Raw genomic sequence first — 18,266 nt, forward strand, 5'->3', positions numbered from 1 at the left:
AAAATGTGGACCCGTTACTCTGAATAGCGAAGTACATCGATCAACAGCGCAAAAGCTGGCGGATGCTGCTTGCGGCTGGGGTAGTAAAGGTAATATCCGGGAAAAGTTGGCCCCCCTCCTGCAACACCTGAATAAGTTTGCCTGACTTTACATACTTCTGAACCATGTCTTCAGGGAAAGCGATCCCAAACCCTGATAACGCGGCATCAATTCTTACTGGCAATGGGCTACACGTCAGTTGCCCCTCAACCTTGACGCGAAGTGGTTTCCCTTCTCGCTCGAACTCCCAGTGGTAAAGCCCACCGGCGGTTGGCAAACGCATATTGATGCAGCGATGATTTTGTAGCTCGTGAGGCGTTTCAGGTAAGGCGTTAGCGGCAAAATACTCCGGTGCCCCCACCACGGCCATCCGCATCTCTGGTCCAATCCGCACTGCAATCATATCCTTATCCACACTTTTCAATGCGCACTCATGAAGGGCGTTCATAGATACAATTATTTTAGCCACATTACTGACAATTATGATAATTGATAATCTGTATGTATCGAAAATAAAGATTAATTATCATGAGGTTTACCATGAAAATACTCGTTGCAGGAGCAACAGGATGCATCGGTATTCATGTAGTAAATACCGCTATTGCAATGGGTCATCAGCCCGTGGATCTGGTCAGTACCCTGAGCAACGACGCCGCTAAAAATAAAACATTCGAACTGGTCGCAGAACGAGGAGAAGCGCAGCAGGATCTGCCCCCTCTGTTTGCAAACCTGCAGAGTGATAATCCTCAAAAAAACGATGGGGTTTTCGATATAGACAATATGCCTCTGCATGAAGAACCTGAATGTATTATTAATGACCTGAATCTGCACACCAAGGTTAACTAATTTTAAAATATGACAATTTTATCATATAGCGGTCAGTATTATGACAGCTTTAATCTGTACAATTATCAGGAAAGAGACGTTCTCTCCTATATTAATTCATTTTCAAACATATAACTTAGATTAGGTATTAGTTATGAAAACACTACTTGTTACTACATTAGTCATGGGCTTTATTTCGGTGAATGTTGCATTTGCAGCGCAAGAAATTAATCATACAGATGGCAAAGAAAAGATTGGTGTAATCTCAGCCAGCAATGCCTTGACGCTTGATGAGTTATCGAATGCGCTTTCTCGTAAGGCTGATGAGCAAGGAGCAACGTCGTTCAAAATCCTGTCTACCACGGGGAATAACAAACTGCACGGAGTTGCTGAAATCTATAAGTAAATAGTAAATGATGTGCCATGGACTGTTTATCATGAGCATCGGTTCCATGGCTTGTCCTTACGACGAAAATGCAGTCTCAGCAGATTGTAAACACGGTACATTTCTAAGTGTGAATAGCACAATTATGCGGGGATCATACAAGGAGAGCAGCGTAATCCTCAGGGCCAATCTCAGCGTAAACTATGGATCACTTGTGTGAGATTAGTAATAATTGATGTAATACATCTTTCCAAATTTGTGATACAGTTCAAAAAATTGGTTGACCAAACTCGTTATCTATATAAGAGGCGCTTATGAGGTGCGCTCTTTTTTAAAGCGAGGAAATACCAATGAAAGAGAATAAGATACAAGAAATCAGTAATAAGCTGATTAATATTGTTGTTTTGGTTGCAGTTGTAGAATATGCTTATTTATTCCTCCATTACTATTAATTACATCTAAAAACAATTCCCTTAGGTGATATTTAAAATATGTATCCTCCACCTACTTTGTAAGAGTTATGCCAGGGGGGAAGGATATTCGTACGGTTTCGAAGGGAAGTTTAAAGAAACCGTATTTGTGCCGCACTAAAAGAGATTGCGCATTGAGTCAGCATTTTAGTTACCCAATGCGCATGTTGGTTTACCAAATTGTTACTTTGGCTGCGTGATAAATAATCAGCCGGTAAAGCAAGGCTCACCCACATTCTCAATGCGTTCATACCGATCAGCGGGTAGTGACATAAATCAGCAGTTCGGCTACTGAATAGTGCCGTCACCAACGATAGCCAACAACATCTCTCACTTCCGGCACGTTCAGTTAGCTGCGGGAATCCCACATATCCAGACTGTCAGATTGTGAAGCGAAAAGGACGGCTATATGTCATTTGCAAATCTAATCCCCGCTTTAAGGCTGTTCAGAGGCGCAAGAAAAAGCGTTAACTCTGAGTTTGAAGGTTCAACGACACCTGGCTGGCTGCATAATCATGCCTGATTAACGCTGGTGTATTCAGTACGCCAGCATTAACTTTCCTGCAAACGTATCTTCTTACTCATTAATGGCTTGCTACCTGCTGATGCTGTGTATGAGCCGCATCAACCGCTTTTTGATACCATTTTTTAGCCAGTTGTGGATTTTTCTCTACGCCCAATCCCAAAGAATAAATATCACCTAAAGCCACAAAACTGGGAGCAGTGATATGATCCATTCTGCTGATATGTTTAAGATAAAGGTTTATCGCTTTTTGATAATCGCATTTTACGCCATTACCTTGTTCATAAAGTTTAGCCAGACGATACTGCGCTGTAATATCATTATTTTTATCGCCTTTCTTATAATATTTCGCCGCTTTATTATAATCCTGAGGAACGCCTAATCCTCTTTCATAAATAATCCCAAGATAACGTGCAGCTTTCATTTCTCCCGCCAGGTCAGCTTGCTCAAAAAGGCTTAAGGCTTTTGCATAATCAAACGGTACGCCATATCCATTAAGATATAAAATCCCTAAATCCAGTTTCGCGCGGGGGTTTCCGCTGGCTGCTGATTTCGTCAACCATTTAAAAGACTCAGTATAATTCACCGTTTGATTGTAGTTTCCATTCAGGTATGCTTCCCCCAATCTGGCTTGCGCTTCTGCATCTCCCTGAGCAGAGCGCGTTATTATTTCATCAAAATTCATTTTTGGTGGAGTATCTGCATATACAGATGCAGAAAAAAAATAGAATTACAAATAATAACGCCTTCATTCTGTCTCTCGGTAAAAATGACTGCCAACACGATACCTGATGACAGTCTGGCCTACACTTTATTGTTTGTGTTGGTTAAATAACCATTCACGAACTGGTTCTATGCTGTAAGCAATACGCCATGTGTTACGATGCCCGCTGGCACCTTCTCGCGAAGAGTATTCATCAAATACACTGTCTTTTATAAAAACGGTATAACGGATATTACTTTGTTCTTCAAACAATGTGTCGGCAGCAAATCGATATTGTTCAGGGTCCCATTGACCATTCCATGCTGCACGAGAAACTTTTCCCCCAAACTGCTCAAGACGTTCAGTAATCGCGTTGAAGCTAGGAAAAGCCCCTGCATCATCTTCTGAGGCCATAAACCACAATTTGTTTTTAGCTATTGGAGCAACCTGTTCCGCATCCCATTTTCCTGCAACCAGGTAACTCGCTGTGAAAAAGTCAGGATATTTGATATTCATAGCGATGGCCAGCATACATCCCCCTGACTGACCAGTAACATAAATACGTTCAGGATCTATTTTATATTCTTTCATCAAAGACTGAACAAGATTTATTGTTGTATCAAGCAATGTAGATGTACGCCAGTCATCATCAGCAATGATTTCATTATACTGAGGAGCTAAAACATAGCAGGGACGTTTCAGTTGTTCTTCCGGTTCTGCCCAAATTACTGCACCTAGCCCCTGAAACAGAGTCGTTGTTATTTGTGCACTGGTAGCCCCTGCATCATGCATAAAAAGAACCAATGGTAATGCTTTATTTTGTTCTTCAGGAATAAAGAAATTATATTCTAGTATTTTTCCGCTTTCATTGTCTTTATATTTACCATATCTAAAACTATCAACCACCAGATTTGAAACGGCGTTAGTTTCCAGCGTGGTATTTTGTGTAATCACAGTTGTAGATGCATCTTTATATCTAATAGTTTGGTTTAGTTTTTCTCCTGCAACCCAGGAGGGTTTACCTTGCCCTTGTTTGGGAACTGCTTTTTGTATTGTTGGGTCCGTTATAGTTTCTTGCCATTCATTTTGTGGTTTGCTGTGGTCCAGTTCAAGAATCGCGTACTTACCTGATTTTGCCTCAACCAAAGCTGTTGACTGACTGATAAACACTTTATTGATATGATAATTTTTTACACTAAACTCTGTTGACGAAAGTTCTTCCTTATTTATAGGCTTTTCAAATTCTACAGCTATCGCAATAAGTCGAACTCCGTCACCAAAAACTTGTGTAATAGCTGTAGCCTTTATTGCCTTGTTGTTTGTGTTTGCGAATACAATGCGAGGCATTGAAACAACTAAAGCACCCGCAACACTTTTAATTAAAAACTCTCTGCGCGTCGGCATAAATGACCTCTTTACTTTTGATAAAAATTAAATGAATATCAGCATGATACCAGGACTATATTTTTTCAACTTTATCATTCGTACTTGTATTTAACTTATCTTCAGTGCTAACTCTGTACCTCGTTTTATCGGCAATGTTATAGAAATAAAACCATTCTGTGGATCACGAATATAAGATAAAAAATCTGGTTCTGCGTTATCATTTAATATATATCCTCCTACTCGTAACTGCGGCGCAACGATCTCAGTAACCTTACGAGCGAGGCTTGGGCCATCCGCAAGAGGGAAACCATCAATAAGAATAAAATCGACAGGACCACCGAGATCTTTCAGCGTTTCTCTCGCATCACCGACACGAATATCAACAAAAGACGTAAGGCCTGCCTCTGCCAGATTTCGAGACGCGACTTCAGCCTTTTCCCGTACCATTTCAGAACCAATCACCAGTCCTCTTTCATCGCAGCGGCAAAATAGAGCGCTGACATACCTACAGAAGTTGCAAAGTCCACAACGCGAGTGGCTTTCATTGCCCGGCACAGTAAGTAGATAAGTTCCCCCTGTTCTGGGGCTATGGAAAAGCCATAACTGGAAAATTTTTCAGGATCAAGTGCCGGAGCTTCGCGAAACAGTTCCTGCGGGGGATGTTTGCGTTCATTATTCATGCGTTCCAGAACACGTATAACCTGGGGATCACGAATGGGGCAGATACTATTATTTAATCGACTCATAAATAAGGACCTGTATTTTATGAAGTGATGTTACCTGGTTGTTTTCATACACCATGTTATGATCATTGCTTATGTTGTTGGTATAGTGATACCATTTTTGGTACTGGTCAAGTACCAAAAATGAATGCAGGAGTAAATGTTTTGATGAACAAGAGCGAAGTGAGGACGCCGGTGCGACGGGGAAGACCTAAAAGTGCGGGGCTTGATGAGCGTAAGAAAGCGATAGTTATTGGCGCGTATAGTGCCTTCATTGAGCTTGGTTTTGCCCAAACCTCAACCACAGAAATTGCTCGTCGGGCAAAAGTATCAAAAAGAACAATTTATGAGGTATTCAGTAATAAGAAGGAAATTTTTTCTGAAGTAATTAAAGAATATAAAGCCCTGTTCCTCGATCTCCCAAGACCGGAAAACGAGATGCTCCCCATTAATGAAACTCTGTTTCGTATATTCCGATTAGATATAAGTCAAGAAGAAGCTAAAGAGAGAGAAGCACTCTTAAAATTAATGACACGTGAATCAATTCTCTTTCCAGAGCTTTCAGACTATTTATATGCCACTAAAACGCTTCGCTCAAGAGAACTGTTAATCGAATGGCTGGATATTCAGCAAGCTCAAGGGCGTATTGCTGTTAAAAATACGGGTAATTGCGCTGGAATGCTAATGGATATTGTTTTTGGCGCATTGCTTCCTCGTCGATGGGTTTTGGATGTTAACGAAGATCAGACATTAACACCTGAAGGTCGTCAGCAACAACTTGAGGAAATAAAAGAGCGTATCGAAACTGTTATACAAGGGATTGAAGTGGTCAACAAAAACTAGCCACGATTATGCGGGATACTTACACAACATCATAATCCCCAAAATTGAGTCCATTCCGTTTAGGGAGATATACAAAAATGATAGCAAGCGCATGCCTGGTATGACTAAAATACGCCATGAATCTGAATCGTTTTTGCTATTTGCTCCTCCTTTTAACGGCTGCCAGCAGTGTGTTACTGGCGGAGCCGTTTGCTGCGTGGGTTACATGCGTAAACCTGCTCACCCTGGTAATTTATGGTACTGATAAGCTGGCTGCACGTAGAGGCTGGCGCAGAGTGCCAGAAGCAACTCTGCTGGTGTTTGGCTTTGTCGGAGGCTGGGTTGGTGCAATTATTGGTCAACAGGTCTTTCGACATAAAACACAGAAACAGCCATTCAGAACCTACTTCGCAATCAGCGTCGTATTGAACGTGATGATCCTGTCAGTTGTGATATATGAATTGTATCAACCATAAAACCCGGTATCCGCTCCGGGAGTTACAGGCAGTAGCTCCATGCTATTTCACCGGCGCTTTACTCATGCACTTATTTGGATCCTTACGACCAGGAAACACTAGAGGATAATTTCCTGTCATTATCTGAAGCGTTTTGAGTATTGTAATTGCCTGAATTGAAAGCGGAACAATATGTGGCCGCCTCATTTTCATCCGTTGCGCAGGGATCTCCCATATCGCTTTATCGAGGTTGAATTCGCTCCAGAGCGCCGCTCTCCACTCTCCGGTTCGAACACCTGTAATAATCAACAATCTCGCCACCAAAACAACCAGCAGACTACCTGTGTAACCAGATAACACATTAAAGAAAATACGGTTGATAATGGAAGATAAGGAACGGGCAGTGAACTGTAGTATGTGCGGGGTCAATTGACTTAGATAGACTTGGGAAGAGTTTGAAATGGTGCCGATAATAGGAGTCGAACCTACGACCTTCGCATTACGAATGCGCTGCTCTACCAACTGAGCTATATCGGCCCTGAAAGGACATGTTCACGAACGTGAATCACGGTGGACAAGGTTAAAACTAACCGGGCGATGCGTCAATGGCCTTGTGAATCAAATGGCTACTTTTGCATCACCCGTTTTTATTTACGCACGAATGGTGTAATCACCAATGCCGATCCACTTGTAAGTGGTCAGTGCTTCCAGCCCCATTGGGCCACGCGCGTGAAGTTTTTGTGTGCTTACCGCGACTTCCGCACCCAGACCAAACTGGCCGCCGTCGGTAAAACGCGTAGAGGCGTTAACGTAAACAGCGGACGAATCAACTTCGTTGACAAAACGCTGGGCGTTGCGCATATCGCGGGTCAGGATCGCATCGGAGTGTTGTGTGCCGTGTTCACGAATATGGGCGATGGCATCGTCAAGATCGCTGACGATTTTGACGTTCAAATCTAATGACAGAAACTCATCGTCATACTCTTCCGCTTTAACAGCCACCACCTTCGCGGGGCCTGTCTGCAACTGCGCCAGCGCAGCTGCATCTGCGTGTAATGTCACGCCGCTTTCCGCCATTTGTTTGCTTAATGCGGGCAGGAAGCTATCGGCGATGTTTTTATTCACCAGCAACGTTTCTACCGTATTACATGTGCTCGGACGCTGGGTTTTCGCGTTGACGATGACTTTCAGGGCTTCAGCGATCTCTGCACTTTCATCAACGTAAATATGGCATACGCCAATACCACCAGTGATCACTGGAATCGTCGATTGTTCGCGACACAGCTTATGCAAACCAGCGCCACCGCGCGGGATCAGCATGTCGATGTATTTATCCATACGCAGCATTTCACTGACCAACGCGCGGTCAGGATTATCAATTGCCTGTACTGCACCTGCCGGTAAACCGCAGGATTTCAGGGCGTCCTGAATCACCGCCACCGTTGCAGCGTTAGTGCGGCAGGTTTCTTTGCCGCCACGCAGGATCACCGCGTTACCCGTTTTCAGGCACAGCGAAGCGACATCAACCGTCACGTTCGGCCGCGCTTCATAAATCACGCCAATCACGCCCAACGGTACGCGACGACGCTCCAGACGCAGGCCACTGTCCAGCACGCCACCATCGATTACCTGCCCCACCGGATCGGCGAGGTTACACACCTGGCGCACATCATCGGCAATGCCTTTCAGCCGTGCGGGCGTCAGTGCCAGACGGTCAAGCATCGCTTCGCTAAGGCCATTGGCACGCGCGTCAGCAACATCCTGGGCGTTAGCGTTGAGGATGCTTTCGCTCTGTGCTTCCAGTTCATCGGCAATTTTTTCCAGCACGCGATTTTTTTCGCGGCTGGAGAGTTGCGCTAATTTATACGAGGCTTGCTTCGCGGCAATGCCCATTTGTTCCAGCATCGGCCAGCTCCTTAACGGGTAATCATGTCATCACGGTGAACGGCTACCGGGCCGTATTCATATCCCAGTATTGCATCAATTTCTTGCGAGTGGTGTCCGGCAATGCGGCGCAATGCATCGCTATTATAGCGACTGACGCCGTGGGCAATATCACTACCTTCGAGGTTACAAATGCGGATCACTTCACCACGCGAGAAGTTGCCGGTTACGCTCTTAATGCCTTTCGGCAACAGGGAGCTGCCGCGTTCAAGAATGGCGGCGGTTGCCCCTTCATCTACCGTGATTTCACCCGCCGGCGGCGCACCGAAAATCCAGCGTTTACGGTTTTCAAGCGGAGTCGCCTGGGCATGGAACAGCGTACCGACGGAAATACCTTCCATCACATCACCAATGACGCCCGGCTTGCTGCCCGCGGCAATAATGGTGTCGATACCCGCACGGCAAGCCACGTCAGCGGCCTGCAATTTGGTGCTCATGCCGCCGGTTCCAAGACCTGAAACGCTGTCACCGGCAATCGCGCGCAGTGCGTCATCAATGCCGTAAACATCTTTAATCAGTTCTGCCTGCGGATTGCTGCGCGGGTCAGCGGTATACAAACCTTTTTGATCGGTCAGCAGCAGCAGTTTATCGGCACCCGCCAGAATCGCCGCCAGCGCAGAAAGGTTGTCGTTGTCACCAACTTTAATTTCTGCCGTAGCGACAGCATCGTTCTCATTGATTACTGGAACGATGTTGTTATCGAGCAGCGCACGCAGCGTATCGCGAGCGTTCAGGAAGCGTTCACGGTCTTCCATATCGGCACGGGTCAGCAGCATCTGCCCGACGTGAATGCCATAAATCGAAAACAGCTGTTCCCACAGTTGAATCAATCGACTCTGCCCTACCGCCGCCAGCAGCTGTTTTGAGGCAATAGTCGCTGGCAGTTCCGGGTAACCCAGGTGCTCACGTCCGGCGGCAATCGCGCCCGACGTCACAATAACAATCCGATGCCCGGCGGCATGTAACTGCGCGCACTGGCGAACAAGTTCAACGATATGGGCACGGTTCAGGCGGCGCGATCCGCCTGTTAGCACACTGGTGCCGAGTTTTACCACCAGCGTCTGGCTGTCACTCATGATTCTCTGCCATTCAATTTTAGGAAAAAATGATATCAAACGAACGTTTTAGCAGGACTGTCGTCGGTTGCCAACCATCTGCGAGCAAAGCATGGCGTTTTGTTGCGCGGGATCAGCAAGCGTAACGGCAGTTGTTTACGCTTTTATTACAGATTTAATAAATTAGCACATTTTAAGAATATTATTAAGCTGTAATATATCTTTAACAATTTCACGTTAAAAACTTTCCTGTTTTCAACGGGACTCTCCCGAAGAATATTCGCGCGTTAATTAAAATCAGGAATGAAAATGAAAAAGAGCACTCTGGCATTAGTGGTGATGGGCATTGTGGCATCTGCATCCGTACAGGCCGCAGAAGTATATAACAAAGACGGTAATAAACTGGATATTTATGGCAAAGTTAAAGCCATGCATTATATGAGCGATAATGACAGTAAAGATGGCGACCAGAGTTATATCCGCTTTGGTTTTAAAGGTGAAACACAAATTAACGATCAACTGACTGGTTATGGGCGTTGGGAAGCAGAGTTTGCTGGTAATAAAGCAGAGAGCGATACCGCACAGCAAAAAACACGTCTCGCTTTTGCCGGATTGAAATATAAAGATTTGGGTTCTTTCGATTATGGCCGTAACCTGGGCGCGCTGTATGACGTGGAAGCCTGGACCGATATGTTCCCGGAATTTGGTGGCGACTCCTCGGCGCAGACCGATAACTTTATGACCAAACGTGCCAGCGGGCTGGCGACTTATCGTAACACCGACTTCTTCGGCGTTATTGATGGCTTGAATTTAACCTTGCAATATCAAGGAAAAAACGAAAATCGCGATGTGAAAAAGCAGAATGGCGATGGCTTCGGCTCCTCGTTAACCTATGACTTCGGCGGTAGTGATTTCGCCATTAGTGGGGCCTATACCAACTCCGATCGCACCAACGAGCAGAACCTGCAAAGCCGTGGCACGGGTAAGCGTGCAGAAGCGTGGGCAACAGGCCTGAAATACGATGCTAATAATATTTACCTCGCAACCTTCTATTCTGAAACACGCAAAATGACGCCAATCTCTGGCGGCTTTGCCAATAAAACTCAGAACTTTGAAGCGGTCGCACAATATCAATTCGACTTTGGTCTGCGTCCATCACTGGGTTACGTCTTATCGAAAGGGAAAGATATTGAAGGCATCGGCGATGAAGATCTGGTCAATTACATCGATGTCGGTGCTACGTATTATTTCAACAAAAATATGTCAGCGTTTGTTGATTATAAAATCAATCAACTGGATAGTGATAATAAGCTGAATATCAACAATGATGATATTGTCGCGGTTGGGATGACGTATCAGTTTTAATGAATATTGCCGGATGCGATGCATCCGGCACATTTCACTCACGCCGTTAACTTCACCGGCTCATCGCGAAAATCATCCGCCGGTTCCAGCTTAAGATTCAGCGTCGTCAGCAATTCACGCAGCTTCTCATGAAACTCACGCAGGGTGTGCTCCAGTCGCTCAACCACTTCCGCATCTTTTACCTGAACACGCGTCCAGTCACCTGCTTTATCAAACAGACCGAACTGGTAACTGTAGGTAAAACGGGATTCCTGCGCTTCCAGTTCCATCCACCAGCCCCAGAACTCACGCACTTCCGGCGCTGGTTTCACGTTGACGCATACAGCCAGACAATCGAAAAAGAATCGATTATCTTCGCACTTACCTTCACGAATATACGGGCCTAGTGCGGTAAATTTTTTGATCAATCTGCTTTTCGGGTGTCCACTCGGTAACGTCATTGCGATCTCCTGTTGTGATGCAACTGTTTTACCAAATTGACAAAATTTAGCAAATTTTTAACACAATCGCTTTTCGATCCAGTTGGTAATTTCCTGAAGCGCCTTGTCAAAATTCCGATACACGGGGTTAAACGGAATCTCTAACAATTTACCATCAGCAGATGACGACGTGATTAAGCGTGAATCCTCTTCCGGGCTGAACGGATCGTTCTTCCAGTAGCCTGATAACATTGGCGTTGGGCAACGACGCCCCAGCAATCCTTGCACTTTTAATGAGTAGCGATTCAGCTCAACACGCAACGCTTCATCAGAAGCATCATGCATTCCCAGTCGGCTTGCCAGAACGTCAAGATACATTTCTGGCACTTGTTGCTGGCACTTAAAATCACTCAGCAAAGTGTGAACCACCGGGCCAAGACAGGCCACCGCTTTCAAACGTGATGCCTCGAGATAAGCCAGGCGTACAGCAACGTTAGCACCAAAACGGAAACCAAAGGCTGCGACGCGCGTGTGATCTACCCACGGCACGTTTGGCAACGCCTTTAAGACATGTTGGTGCAGTAGGCTGGAATCCTGGGTGAGTTTCCATTTTGAGGAAAAACCGACCGAAGGCATATCAATAGTCAGCATCGCAATGCCGCGCGGTGCAAAATAGCGCTCATAAAGGGAGTAATAGTCGGTTTGCATCGCATCCAGACCACCACACATTAATACTGTCGGGAATGGGCCATCACCTTTTGGCATATGCAAAAAGCCAGTGATGGGCGCGCCCCCCGGAACGGTAAACTCCATTTGCCGCATTGTTCCAGGCAGACGTTGCGCAGCTTCTTCATACGCGCGATTTGACAACGCCTGTACCTGTTCAGCCAGATCATCGCCCTTCAAGTGCGGATAGGCGGCAATATTGTACAACGTAGCTGCGTGCAGCCAGTGACGCCCGCTGAGTTGCGGATCTTCTTCCGCACAGGCTTTCTGTTGCCACACCATCGCCTGGGTGGCCCACTCGTAAATCCAGTTGCCGCCACGGTAGCCAATCACCGTATCGTATAAATCATTGTCGGTGCGTTCAGCATCGCTCATCACAATGCGCGCCTGGACGTCGAGGATTTCACGCGGATCAACACCGCGCCAGATCCACATCAGGCGGTTAATCATGCGATACCAATGAGGAATATTTTTGCCATCGAGGGCCGACTGCACCGACGGTTGCGCACCGTGGTTAAAACGGCGGACTAGCGTCGAGGTTTCAGGATGTTTAAAGCGGGGTTTGAACAGGGTTTCGCTCAGGTTAGCCTGTGTCATGGATGCAACCTCCAGGAATACTTACTGGAAGCTATTGTAACCTGCCTGACGTTAAAAAGAACAACGCCCGGCAGTGCCAGGCGTTGAAAAGATTAGCGACCAGAGATAGGCGGGACGAACACAACGCCCATATCCCACGGTTGCTCAATCCAGGTATCTTGTGGGATATCAACCACATAATCATCTACCAGAGGACGACCAGCCGGTTTCGCGAAGATAGTCACAAAGTGTGCTTTAGGATACATTTCACGAATCGCAACCGCAGTACCACCGGTATCTACCAGGTCATCAATGACGATGAAGCCTTCGCCATCGCCTTCTGCGCGTTTCAGTACTTTCAGTTCGCGCTGGTTGTCGTGATCGTAGCTGGAAATACATACGGTATCGACATGACGAATACCCAGTTCACGCGCCAGTAACGCACCCGGCACCAGACCGCCACGGCTTACGGCAATAATGCCTTTCCATTGTTCAGAAGGCATCAGTCGGCTTGCGAGTTTACGTGCATGGATCTGCAACATGTCCCAGGTGACGATGTATTTTTCGCTCATGTGAAGTGTCCCAGCCTGTTTATCTACGGCTTAAAAAGTGTTCGAGGGGAAAATAGGTTGCGCGAGATTATAGAGATCTGGCGCACTAAAAACCAGTATTTCACATAAGTCCGCGTCTTTTTACGCACTGCTACTACCTGTCGCTAGATAAAGTGGTATTCTCAAACATATCTCGCAAGCCTGACTTGTGCTGACAACATTTTCTGCTAACCCTGTGACCTGCAATACTGTTTTGCGGGTGATCGACAAGGAGACTTAACGTGTCTGAACTGTCTCAATTATCTCCACAGCCGCTGTGGGATATTTTTGCAAAAATCTGTTCTATTCCTCACCCGTCCTATCATGAAGAGCAACTCGCTGAATACATTGTAGGTTGGGCAAAAGAAAAAGGTTTCCACGTCGAACGCGATCAAGTGGGGAATATCCTGATTCGTAAACCTGCCACCGCAGGTATGGAAAACCGTAAACCGGTTGTCCTGCAGGCTCACCTCGATATGGTGCCGCAAAAAAACAACGACACCGTGCACGACTTCACCAAAGATCCTATCCAGCCCTATATTGATGGCGAATGGGTTAAAGCGCGCGGCACCACGCTGGGTGCAGATAACGGCATTGGTATGGCGTCTGCGCTGGCGGTTCTGGCTGACGAAAACGTGGTTCACGGCCCGCTGGAAGTGCTGCTGACTATGACCGAAGAAGCCGGTATGGACGGCGCATTCGGTTTACAAAGCAACTGGTTGCAGGCTGACATTCTGATTAACACCGACTCCGAAGAAGAAGGTGAAATCTACATGGGTTGCGCGGGGGGTATCGACTTCACCTCCAACCTGCATTTAGATCGTGAAGCGGTTCCAGCTGGCTTTGAAACCTTCAAGTTAACCTTAAAAGGTCTGAAAGGCGGTCACTCTGGTGGCGAAATCCACGTTGGCCTGGGTAACGCGAACAAACTGCTGGTTCGCTTCCTGGCGGGTCATGCAGAAGAACTGGACCTGCGCCTTATCGACTTCAACGGCGGCACACTGCGTAACGCCATCCCGCGTGAAGCCTTTGCGACCATTGCTGTCGCAGCTGATAAAGTCGACGCACTGAAATCTCTGGTGAATACCTATCAGGACATCCTGAAAAACGAACTGGCAGAGAAAGAGAAAAACCTGGCCTTGTTGCTGGACCCTGTTGCGAACGATAAAGCTGCCTTGGTTGCGCAATCTCGCGATACCTTTATTCGTCTGCTGAACGCCACCCCGAACGGTGTGATCCGCAACTCCGATGTAGCCAAAGGTGTGGTTGAAACCTCCCTGAACGTCGGTGTGGTGACCATGACCGACAACAACGTAGAAATTCACTGCCTGATCCGTTCTCTTATCGACAGCGGTAAAGACTACGTGGTGAGCATGCTGGATTCGCTGGGTAAACTGGCTGGCGCGAAAACCGAAGCGAAAGGCGCATATCCTGGCTGGCAGCCGGACGCTAATTCTCCGGTGATGCATCTGGTACGTGAAACCTATCAGCGTCTGTTCAACAAGACGCCGAACATCCAGATTATCCATGCGGGTCTGGAATGTGGTCTGTTCAAAAAACCGTATCCGGAAATGGACATGGTTTCTATCGGGCCAACAATCACCGGTCCACACTCTCCGGATGAACAAGTTCACATCGAAAGCGTAGGTCATTACTGGACACTGCTGACTGAACTGCTGAAAGAAATTCCGGCGAAGTAATTATTTGATTTGCTGCCGGATGGCGTTTAATCGCCTTCCGGCAGTTTCATCCTTCATTATCCTTCGATAAATGCCATCCCTGTGAACGTTCGTCGCGGGTTGCCACGTTCAATCTGGTGATGGAACATTCGCCGCTGTGATTTCAGCGCCGCGCTATTTTCCTGTTGCTGTTGTTCCAGCTTCCAGGCAATCAGCAATCGCGCCAGCCGTTTGTTGGCATGTTGGCTGCGCTCTGACTGAACCTTCACGCTAATTCCGGTAGCCAGATGCGTGGCGCGTACCGCCGAGTCGGTTTTATTGACATGTTGACCGCCCGGCCCCGACGAACGCAGCGTCTCATAACGGATCGCGTCAGATTGCTCCTGCTCATCAGCGGTAAAACGCCCAATGCCCAGAAACCAGTTTTTGCGCCCATGATGAGGCCGATACGGACTCGGACAAATCCACTGAATAGTGCCGCACCAGCTTTCGCTTAATGCCCATGCGTTGTCACCATCCAGAGAAACCAGCGCCGAACGCAGCGTGTCAGAGTAGCGGCCCGTTTCTGTTTCCAGCACCGTTACCGCGACATCTTGTCGGGTAGCTTCTTTAATCAACCTGTCCAGCGCCTTTTTCACTGCGAGACAACATTCTTCCGGCCCCTGCGCTGAGGAGAGTTGTAGCAAGATCATCCTTTTTTCCCTCCACTGTTTTTGAGCGTTAGCACCGGACGCAGCCGCGCGACAGGAATAATTAAACCGGCCTGCACCAGACATTGCACCACGCTTTCTGCCGATTTATAGGCTTGTGGCGCTTCTTCAAAGATGAGTTGTTTATCGCGACAAATTACCCGACTGCCAAGTTCAGTACGCGAGAGTTGCGTCGCCGTGTATTTCGCTGCCAGACGCCCTTTACACTCGGTGCGCCCCCATTTACGCCCTGCCCCATGCGCCAGCGAGTGAAGCGTTTTTTCGTTCGCAACAGGCTGTACAAGCCAGGAGTAATCACCGCGTGAACCAGGAATAATCACCAGACCGTTGTCATCCGGCGAGGCACCTTTACGATGCAACCAGCCCTGTTGATCGCCGATTTGACACGCGCTAACAAAGTTATGCGCCACATCCAGAACCGAATTTCCGGTGGCCTTCACCTGTTGCATTATGCGCAAAGCGATCATCTGGCGATTAATACACGCAAACGCCAGCGCATCGTCATGTTCCGCAATATACCTTAGCGCGTCGTCACAGCCTTCTGGCAAACCATGATGCGAAAACGAGGCAATATGCCGCTGTAAAATAGACTGCCCCAAACCACGCGAGCCGCTATGAACCAGCAGTTGCAGATGTTGTGCATCCAGACCTGCCAGTGCAAACAACTCAGCGTTGATGATTTGATCAACTTGTTGCAGTTCAGCGAAGTGGTTACCGCCACCGATAGAGCCAAGCGAGCTGCGCCACGGATGCTGTGCAAATGCTGACGGCAGGTTTTCCTCCAGCCAGCTTTCTTCAGCAACTTCATCCAAAGCTGATAATCGCTTTTCAAACTTATCGGCGTTGTATTTGCGAGCGAGAATATCTGTTTGCCATAGCGCCATGCCGCAGCCGATATCATTGCCGACCAGTGCCGGGTAAAAACGACCAACAGAGAAGAACGCTGCGCCAATCGGGTAGCCGCGTCCGGGGTGTAAATCTGGCATCCCCACTACGCGCTGCATGTTGGGTAAATTTGCCGTGGTGTGTAATTGTTGGATCGCTAAACTCTCGATCCACAGGTCATCAGATGCGATGGTAAATACCGCATCGGATAAGGGACGAATATATTTGCCCATGTACCATTCCATTTATGAATAAAAATCAAGAAATGGCAGACGAATCCAGGGCAAGAAAAAAAGAATTAATCCTGGAAAGGTCTGCAAAGAGTCATTGATAAAGGATTTGTCATGATTTACCTCCTTGCAGTTTGTGGAATAAGAAAACGCGCACATACTAGGCGGGCGTTATTTTCATTGCAAGCTGGATTTAATATTGCTGTTGATATCGCATATAAAAATTAGTAAACCACGCTCCCCGGCATTCAACGTGCTGCTGCTTAACTGTCTGAAAACCATAACGTTCAAAAAAGGGTTTTGCGGTTATGCTGGCGTCCACCGTAAGTTCGGATTCAGACTTAATCAAAGGTTTTAACAAGGCGCTGGCAACCCCGCGGCGGGTGTATTCAGGGTCAACAAATAACATATCGATATGACGTTCAATGCGGGAAATAAAACCAACCGGTTGTGCATTAATGACCGCAACCCACACTTGTGATTTCGCGAGTTTCTCCTTCCAGCGAGATTCGTCAATCTGCGCCCAGGCGGCAATTTGTTGTGGAGAATAATGCTGACTGGCGGTCATCGTAACCGCTCTAATGAAAATAGCGCATAGTTGCTGAAAATCGCCAGGCTGATAGTTTCTTATTTGTATGTTATTCATAATCCCAGCACCAGTTGTCTTTCCATTTGCGGGTCAAGCAACGTCACATGCAGCCCCACCAGTCGCACACCGCGCCCGCCGCGACGTTCATCCCAGGTTTTACGCGCGGTGGCGATTAAGTCAGCTTTATTCAGCCGCGGCCAGACGTGCTCCTGAGTGGTTTGCTGAAAATCATCAAACTTTAATTTCACTCCCTGGCGAGCAATCAGTAAATCAGGTTTCACCTTTGCCAGACGGCGTTCAAGTTCCGGATACAGCCGCTCGATAATCGCTTCACATTCAGACCAGTGATGAATATCTTCCGCCATCGTGCGTTCCACGCCGACGGATTTTCGCAACCGTTCGCTGTTAACGTCGCGCTCGTCAATCCCCTGACTACGCTCCCACAAAATGCGGCCAAATTTGCCAAAGCGTTTAAGCAGCATCACCAGATCACACTTTTGTACATCACCGCAGGTCCGCAGCCCCATCGCTTCCAGTTTTGCCGCCGAGACTTTGCCGACGCCAGGAATTTTTGCCAGCGGTAAGGTTTGTAAAAATGCCGGAACTTCTGCCGGAGTAATCACAAACTGGCCGTTGGGTTTATTCATGTCGGAGGCGATTTTGGCGAGAAACTTAACTGGCGCAACGCCCGCAGACGCCGTCAGGTGCAGCTCGTTGAAAATCGTCTGGCGGATTTCCTGGGCGATGAGGGTCGCAGAACCATGGCAATGGACACTATCGGTGACGTCGAGATAGGCTTCATCCAGCGACAGTGGTTCAATGCGCGAAGTGTAACGCGAGAAAATTTCGCGGATATGATTCGAGGCTTCTTTGTAGGCGTCAAAGCGCCCCGGAAGCAAGGTGAGATGCGGGCATAATTTGAGCGCCATCCCTGTCGGCATAGCGCTGCGTACGCCGAATTTACGCGCGGGATAATTGGCGGTGCTGATCACCCCCCGACGTTCGCGGCTGCCGCCAATAGCAATAGGGATATCGCGCAGGGCGGGATTGTCGCGCATCTCCACCGCTGCGAAAAAGCAGTCCATATCCACATGAATGATTTTACGCATTGCTCACCTCTCAACACTGGTAAAGTATACAGTGATTTCAGGGTTTGAGAAATGCGTAA

General features: G+C 47.4%; 20 protein-coding genes, 1 tRNA gene and 2 pseudogenes. 8 read left to right on the forward strand and 15 right to left on the reverse strand.

The features are described from left to right. Positions 1–14: 14 nt before the first annotated feature. Positions 15–460 (reverse strand): annotated as a pseudogene (locus CRI63_RS05215) (LysR substrate-binding domain-containing protein); the annotation flags it as partial. Between the two features lie 119 nt (positions 461–579). Between CRI63_RS05215 and CRI63_RS05220 the strand changes: the two are divergent. The 4 genes and pseudogenes from CRI63_RS05220 to rpmJ all read left to right on the forward strand — a co-directional run. Then, positions 580–885 (forward strand): hypothetical protein, encoded by a 306-nt coding sequence (locus tag CRI63_RS05220; protein ID WP_130224185.1) that lies wholly within the window; start codon positions 580–582, stop codon positions 883–885. Between the two features lie 133 nt (positions 886–1,018). After that, positions 1,019–1,270 carry a DUF1471 domain-containing protein gene (locus tag CRI63_RS05225; RefSeq protein WP_130210792.1) on the forward strand — a complete coding sequence of 84 codons (252 nt, stop codon included), beginning with the start codon at positions 1,019–1,021 and terminating at the stop codon, positions 1,268–1,270. Positions 1,271–1,599: 329 nt separating this feature from the next. Next, on the forward strand, positions 1,600–1,701 hold the full coding sequence (gene ykgR / locus CRI63_RS05230; RefSeq protein ID WP_064530486.1) for a small membrane protein YkgR: 102 nt from the start codon (positions 1,600–1,602) through the stop codon (positions 1,699–1,701). Between the two features lie 387 nt (positions 1,702–2,088). Next, positions 2,089–2,190: pseudogene (gene rpmJ / locus CRI63_RS05235) on the forward strand (50S ribosomal protein L36); the annotation flags it as partial. A 113-nt stretch (positions 2,191–2,303) separates the two neighbouring features. Here the strand turns inward: rpmJ and CRI63_RS05240 are convergent. From CRI63_RS05240 to CRI63_RS24235, 4 genes are all read right to left on the reverse strand, one after another. Then, complete coding sequence (locus CRI63_RS05240; RefSeq protein ID WP_135518721.1) at positions 2,304–2,927, reverse strand: tetratricopeptide repeat protein; 624 nt, start codon at positions 2,925–2,927, stop codon at positions 2,304–2,306. A 126-nt stretch (positions 2,928–3,053) separates the two neighbouring features. Continuing rightward, entirely contained in the window at positions 3,054–4,349 is a 1,296-nt protein-coding gene (locus CRI63_RS05245) for a PHB depolymerase family esterase (protein WP_135518723.1), read from the reverse strand. Positions 4,350–4,439: 90 nt separating this feature from the next. Beyond that, positions 4,440–4,793, reverse strand: a complete 354-nt coding sequence (locus tag CRI63_RS24230; RefSeq protein WP_240782721.1) for a class I SAM-dependent methyltransferase — start codon at positions 4,791–4,793, stop codon at positions 4,440–4,442. Next, the gene (locus tag CRI63_RS24235) at positions 4,790–5,077 is read right to left on the reverse strand and encodes a hypothetical protein (RefSeq protein WP_240782722.1); all 288 of its coding nucleotides are present in this window, start codon (positions 5,075–5,077) and stop codon (positions 4,790–4,792) included. Before CRI63_RS24235 ends, CRI63_RS24230 begins: the two co-directional genes overlap by 4 nt. A 144-nt stretch (positions 5,078–5,221) precedes the next feature. Here CRI63_RS24235 and CRI63_RS05255 point away from each other — a divergent pair, with 144 nt between their 5' ends. After that, positions 5,222–5,896: a TetR/AcrR family transcriptional regulator gene (locus CRI63_RS05255; protein ID WP_130210784.1), complete on the forward strand. Its 675-nt coding sequence runs from the start codon at positions 5,222–5,224 to the stop codon at positions 5,894–5,896. A 116-nt stretch (positions 5,897–6,012) separates the two neighbouring features. Next, positions 6,013–6,351: a DUF1294 domain-containing protein gene (locus CRI63_RS05260; RefSeq protein ID WP_130210782.1), complete on the forward strand. Its 339-nt coding sequence runs from the start codon at positions 6,013–6,015 to the stop codon at positions 6,349–6,351. Positions 6,352–6,791: 440 nt separating this feature from the next. Here CRI63_RS05260 and CRI63_RS05270 read toward each other — a convergent pair. The 3 genes from CRI63_RS05270 to proB form a co-directional block, all read right to left on the reverse strand. Beyond that, positions 6,792–6,867 (reverse strand) — tRNA-Thr (locus CRI63_RS05270). 114 nt (positions 6,868–6,981) lie between these two features. Continuing rightward, entirely contained in the window at positions 6,982–8,235 is a 1,254-nt protein-coding gene (gene proA / locus CRI63_RS05275) for a glutamate-5-semialdehyde dehydrogenase (RefSeq protein ID WP_135518727.1), read from the reverse strand. A gap of 11 nt (positions 8,236–8,246) precedes the next feature. Next, positions 8,247–9,350 (reverse strand): glutamate 5-kinase, encoded by a 1,104-nt coding sequence (gene proB / locus CRI63_RS05280; RefSeq protein ID WP_135518729.1) that lies wholly within the window; start codon positions 9,348–9,350, stop codon positions 8,247–8,249. A 288-nt stretch (positions 9,351–9,638) separates the two neighbouring features. On the opposite strand from proB, the gene phoE reads away from it, so the two are divergent. Beyond that, positions 9,639–10,694 carry a phosphoporin PhoE gene (gene phoE / locus CRI63_RS05285; RefSeq protein ID WP_135518731.1) on the forward strand — a complete coding sequence of 352 codons (1,056 nt, stop codon included), beginning with the start codon at positions 9,639–9,641 and terminating at the stop codon, positions 10,692–10,694. A 38-nt stretch (positions 10,695–10,732) separates the two neighbouring features. Here the strand turns inward: phoE and crl are convergent, their stop codons facing one another. The 3 genes from crl to gpt all read right to left on the reverse strand — a co-directional run bounded on the left by crl (position 10,733) and on the right by gpt (position 12,987). Further along, on the reverse strand, positions 10,733–11,134 hold the full coding sequence (gene crl / locus CRI63_RS05290) for a sigma factor-binding protein Crl (protein ID WP_135404391.1): 402 nt from the start codon (positions 11,132–11,134) through the stop codon (positions 10,733–10,735). Positions 11,135–11,191: 57 nt separating this feature from the next. Next, a complete protein-coding gene (gene frsA, locus CRI63_RS05295; RefSeq protein ID WP_135518733.1) occupies positions 11,192–12,436 on the reverse strand; it encodes an esterase FrsA in 1,245 nt (414 codons plus the stop codon). Positions 12,437–12,528: 92 nt separating this feature from the next. Continuing rightward, a complete protein-coding gene (gpt, locus tag CRI63_RS05300) occupies positions 12,529–12,987 on the reverse strand; it encodes a xanthine phosphoribosyltransferase (protein ID WP_001291990.1) in 459 nt (152 codons plus the stop codon). Positions 12,988–13,247: 260 nt separating this feature from the next. On the opposite strand from gpt, the gene pepD reads away from it, so the two are divergent. Further along, a complete protein-coding gene (gene pepD, locus CRI63_RS05305) occupies positions 13,248–14,705 on the forward strand; it encodes a cytosol nonspecific dipeptidase (RefSeq protein WP_135489814.1) in 1,458 nt (485 codons plus the stop codon). Between the two features lie 56 nt (positions 14,706–14,761). Here the strand turns inward: pepD and prfH are convergent, their stop codons facing one another. The 4 genes from prfH to dinB all read right to left on the reverse strand — a co-directional run bounded on the left by prfH (position 14,762) and on the right by dinB (position 18,207). Next, positions 14,762–15,376, reverse strand: a complete 615-nt coding sequence (prfH, locus tag CRI63_RS05310) for a peptide chain release factor H (RefSeq protein WP_135518735.1) — start codon at positions 15,374–15,376, stop codon at positions 14,762–14,764. Further along, the gene (locus CRI63_RS05315) at positions 15,373–16,512 is read right to left on the reverse strand and encodes an RNA ligase RtcB family protein (RefSeq protein ID WP_205713390.1); all 1,140 of its coding nucleotides are present in this window, start codon (positions 16,510–16,512) and stop codon (positions 15,373–15,375) included. The genes prfH and CRI63_RS05315 overlap by 4 nt, the downstream gene beginning before the upstream one ends. Before the next feature lie 190 nt (positions 16,513–16,702). After that, the gene (locus CRI63_RS05320; protein WP_135518738.1) at positions 16,703–17,155 is read right to left on the reverse strand and encodes a GNAT family N-acetyltransferase; all 453 of its coding nucleotides are present in this window, start codon (positions 17,153–17,155) and stop codon (positions 16,703–16,705) included. Next, positions 17,152–18,207 carry a DNA polymerase IV gene (gene dinB, locus CRI63_RS05325; protein ID WP_135518740.1) on the reverse strand — a complete coding sequence of 352 codons (1,056 nt, stop codon included), beginning with the start codon at positions 18,205–18,207 and terminating at the stop codon, positions 17,152–17,154. The genes CRI63_RS05320 and dinB overlap by 4 nt, the downstream gene beginning before the upstream one ends. Between the last annotated feature and the right edge of the window lie 59 nt (positions 18,208–18,266).

The sequence above is a fragment of the Escherichia sp. E2661 genome, from assembly GCF_004745185.1.
Classification (GTDB): Bacteria; Pseudomonadota; Gammaproteobacteria; order Enterobacterales; family Enterobacteriaceae; genus Escherichia.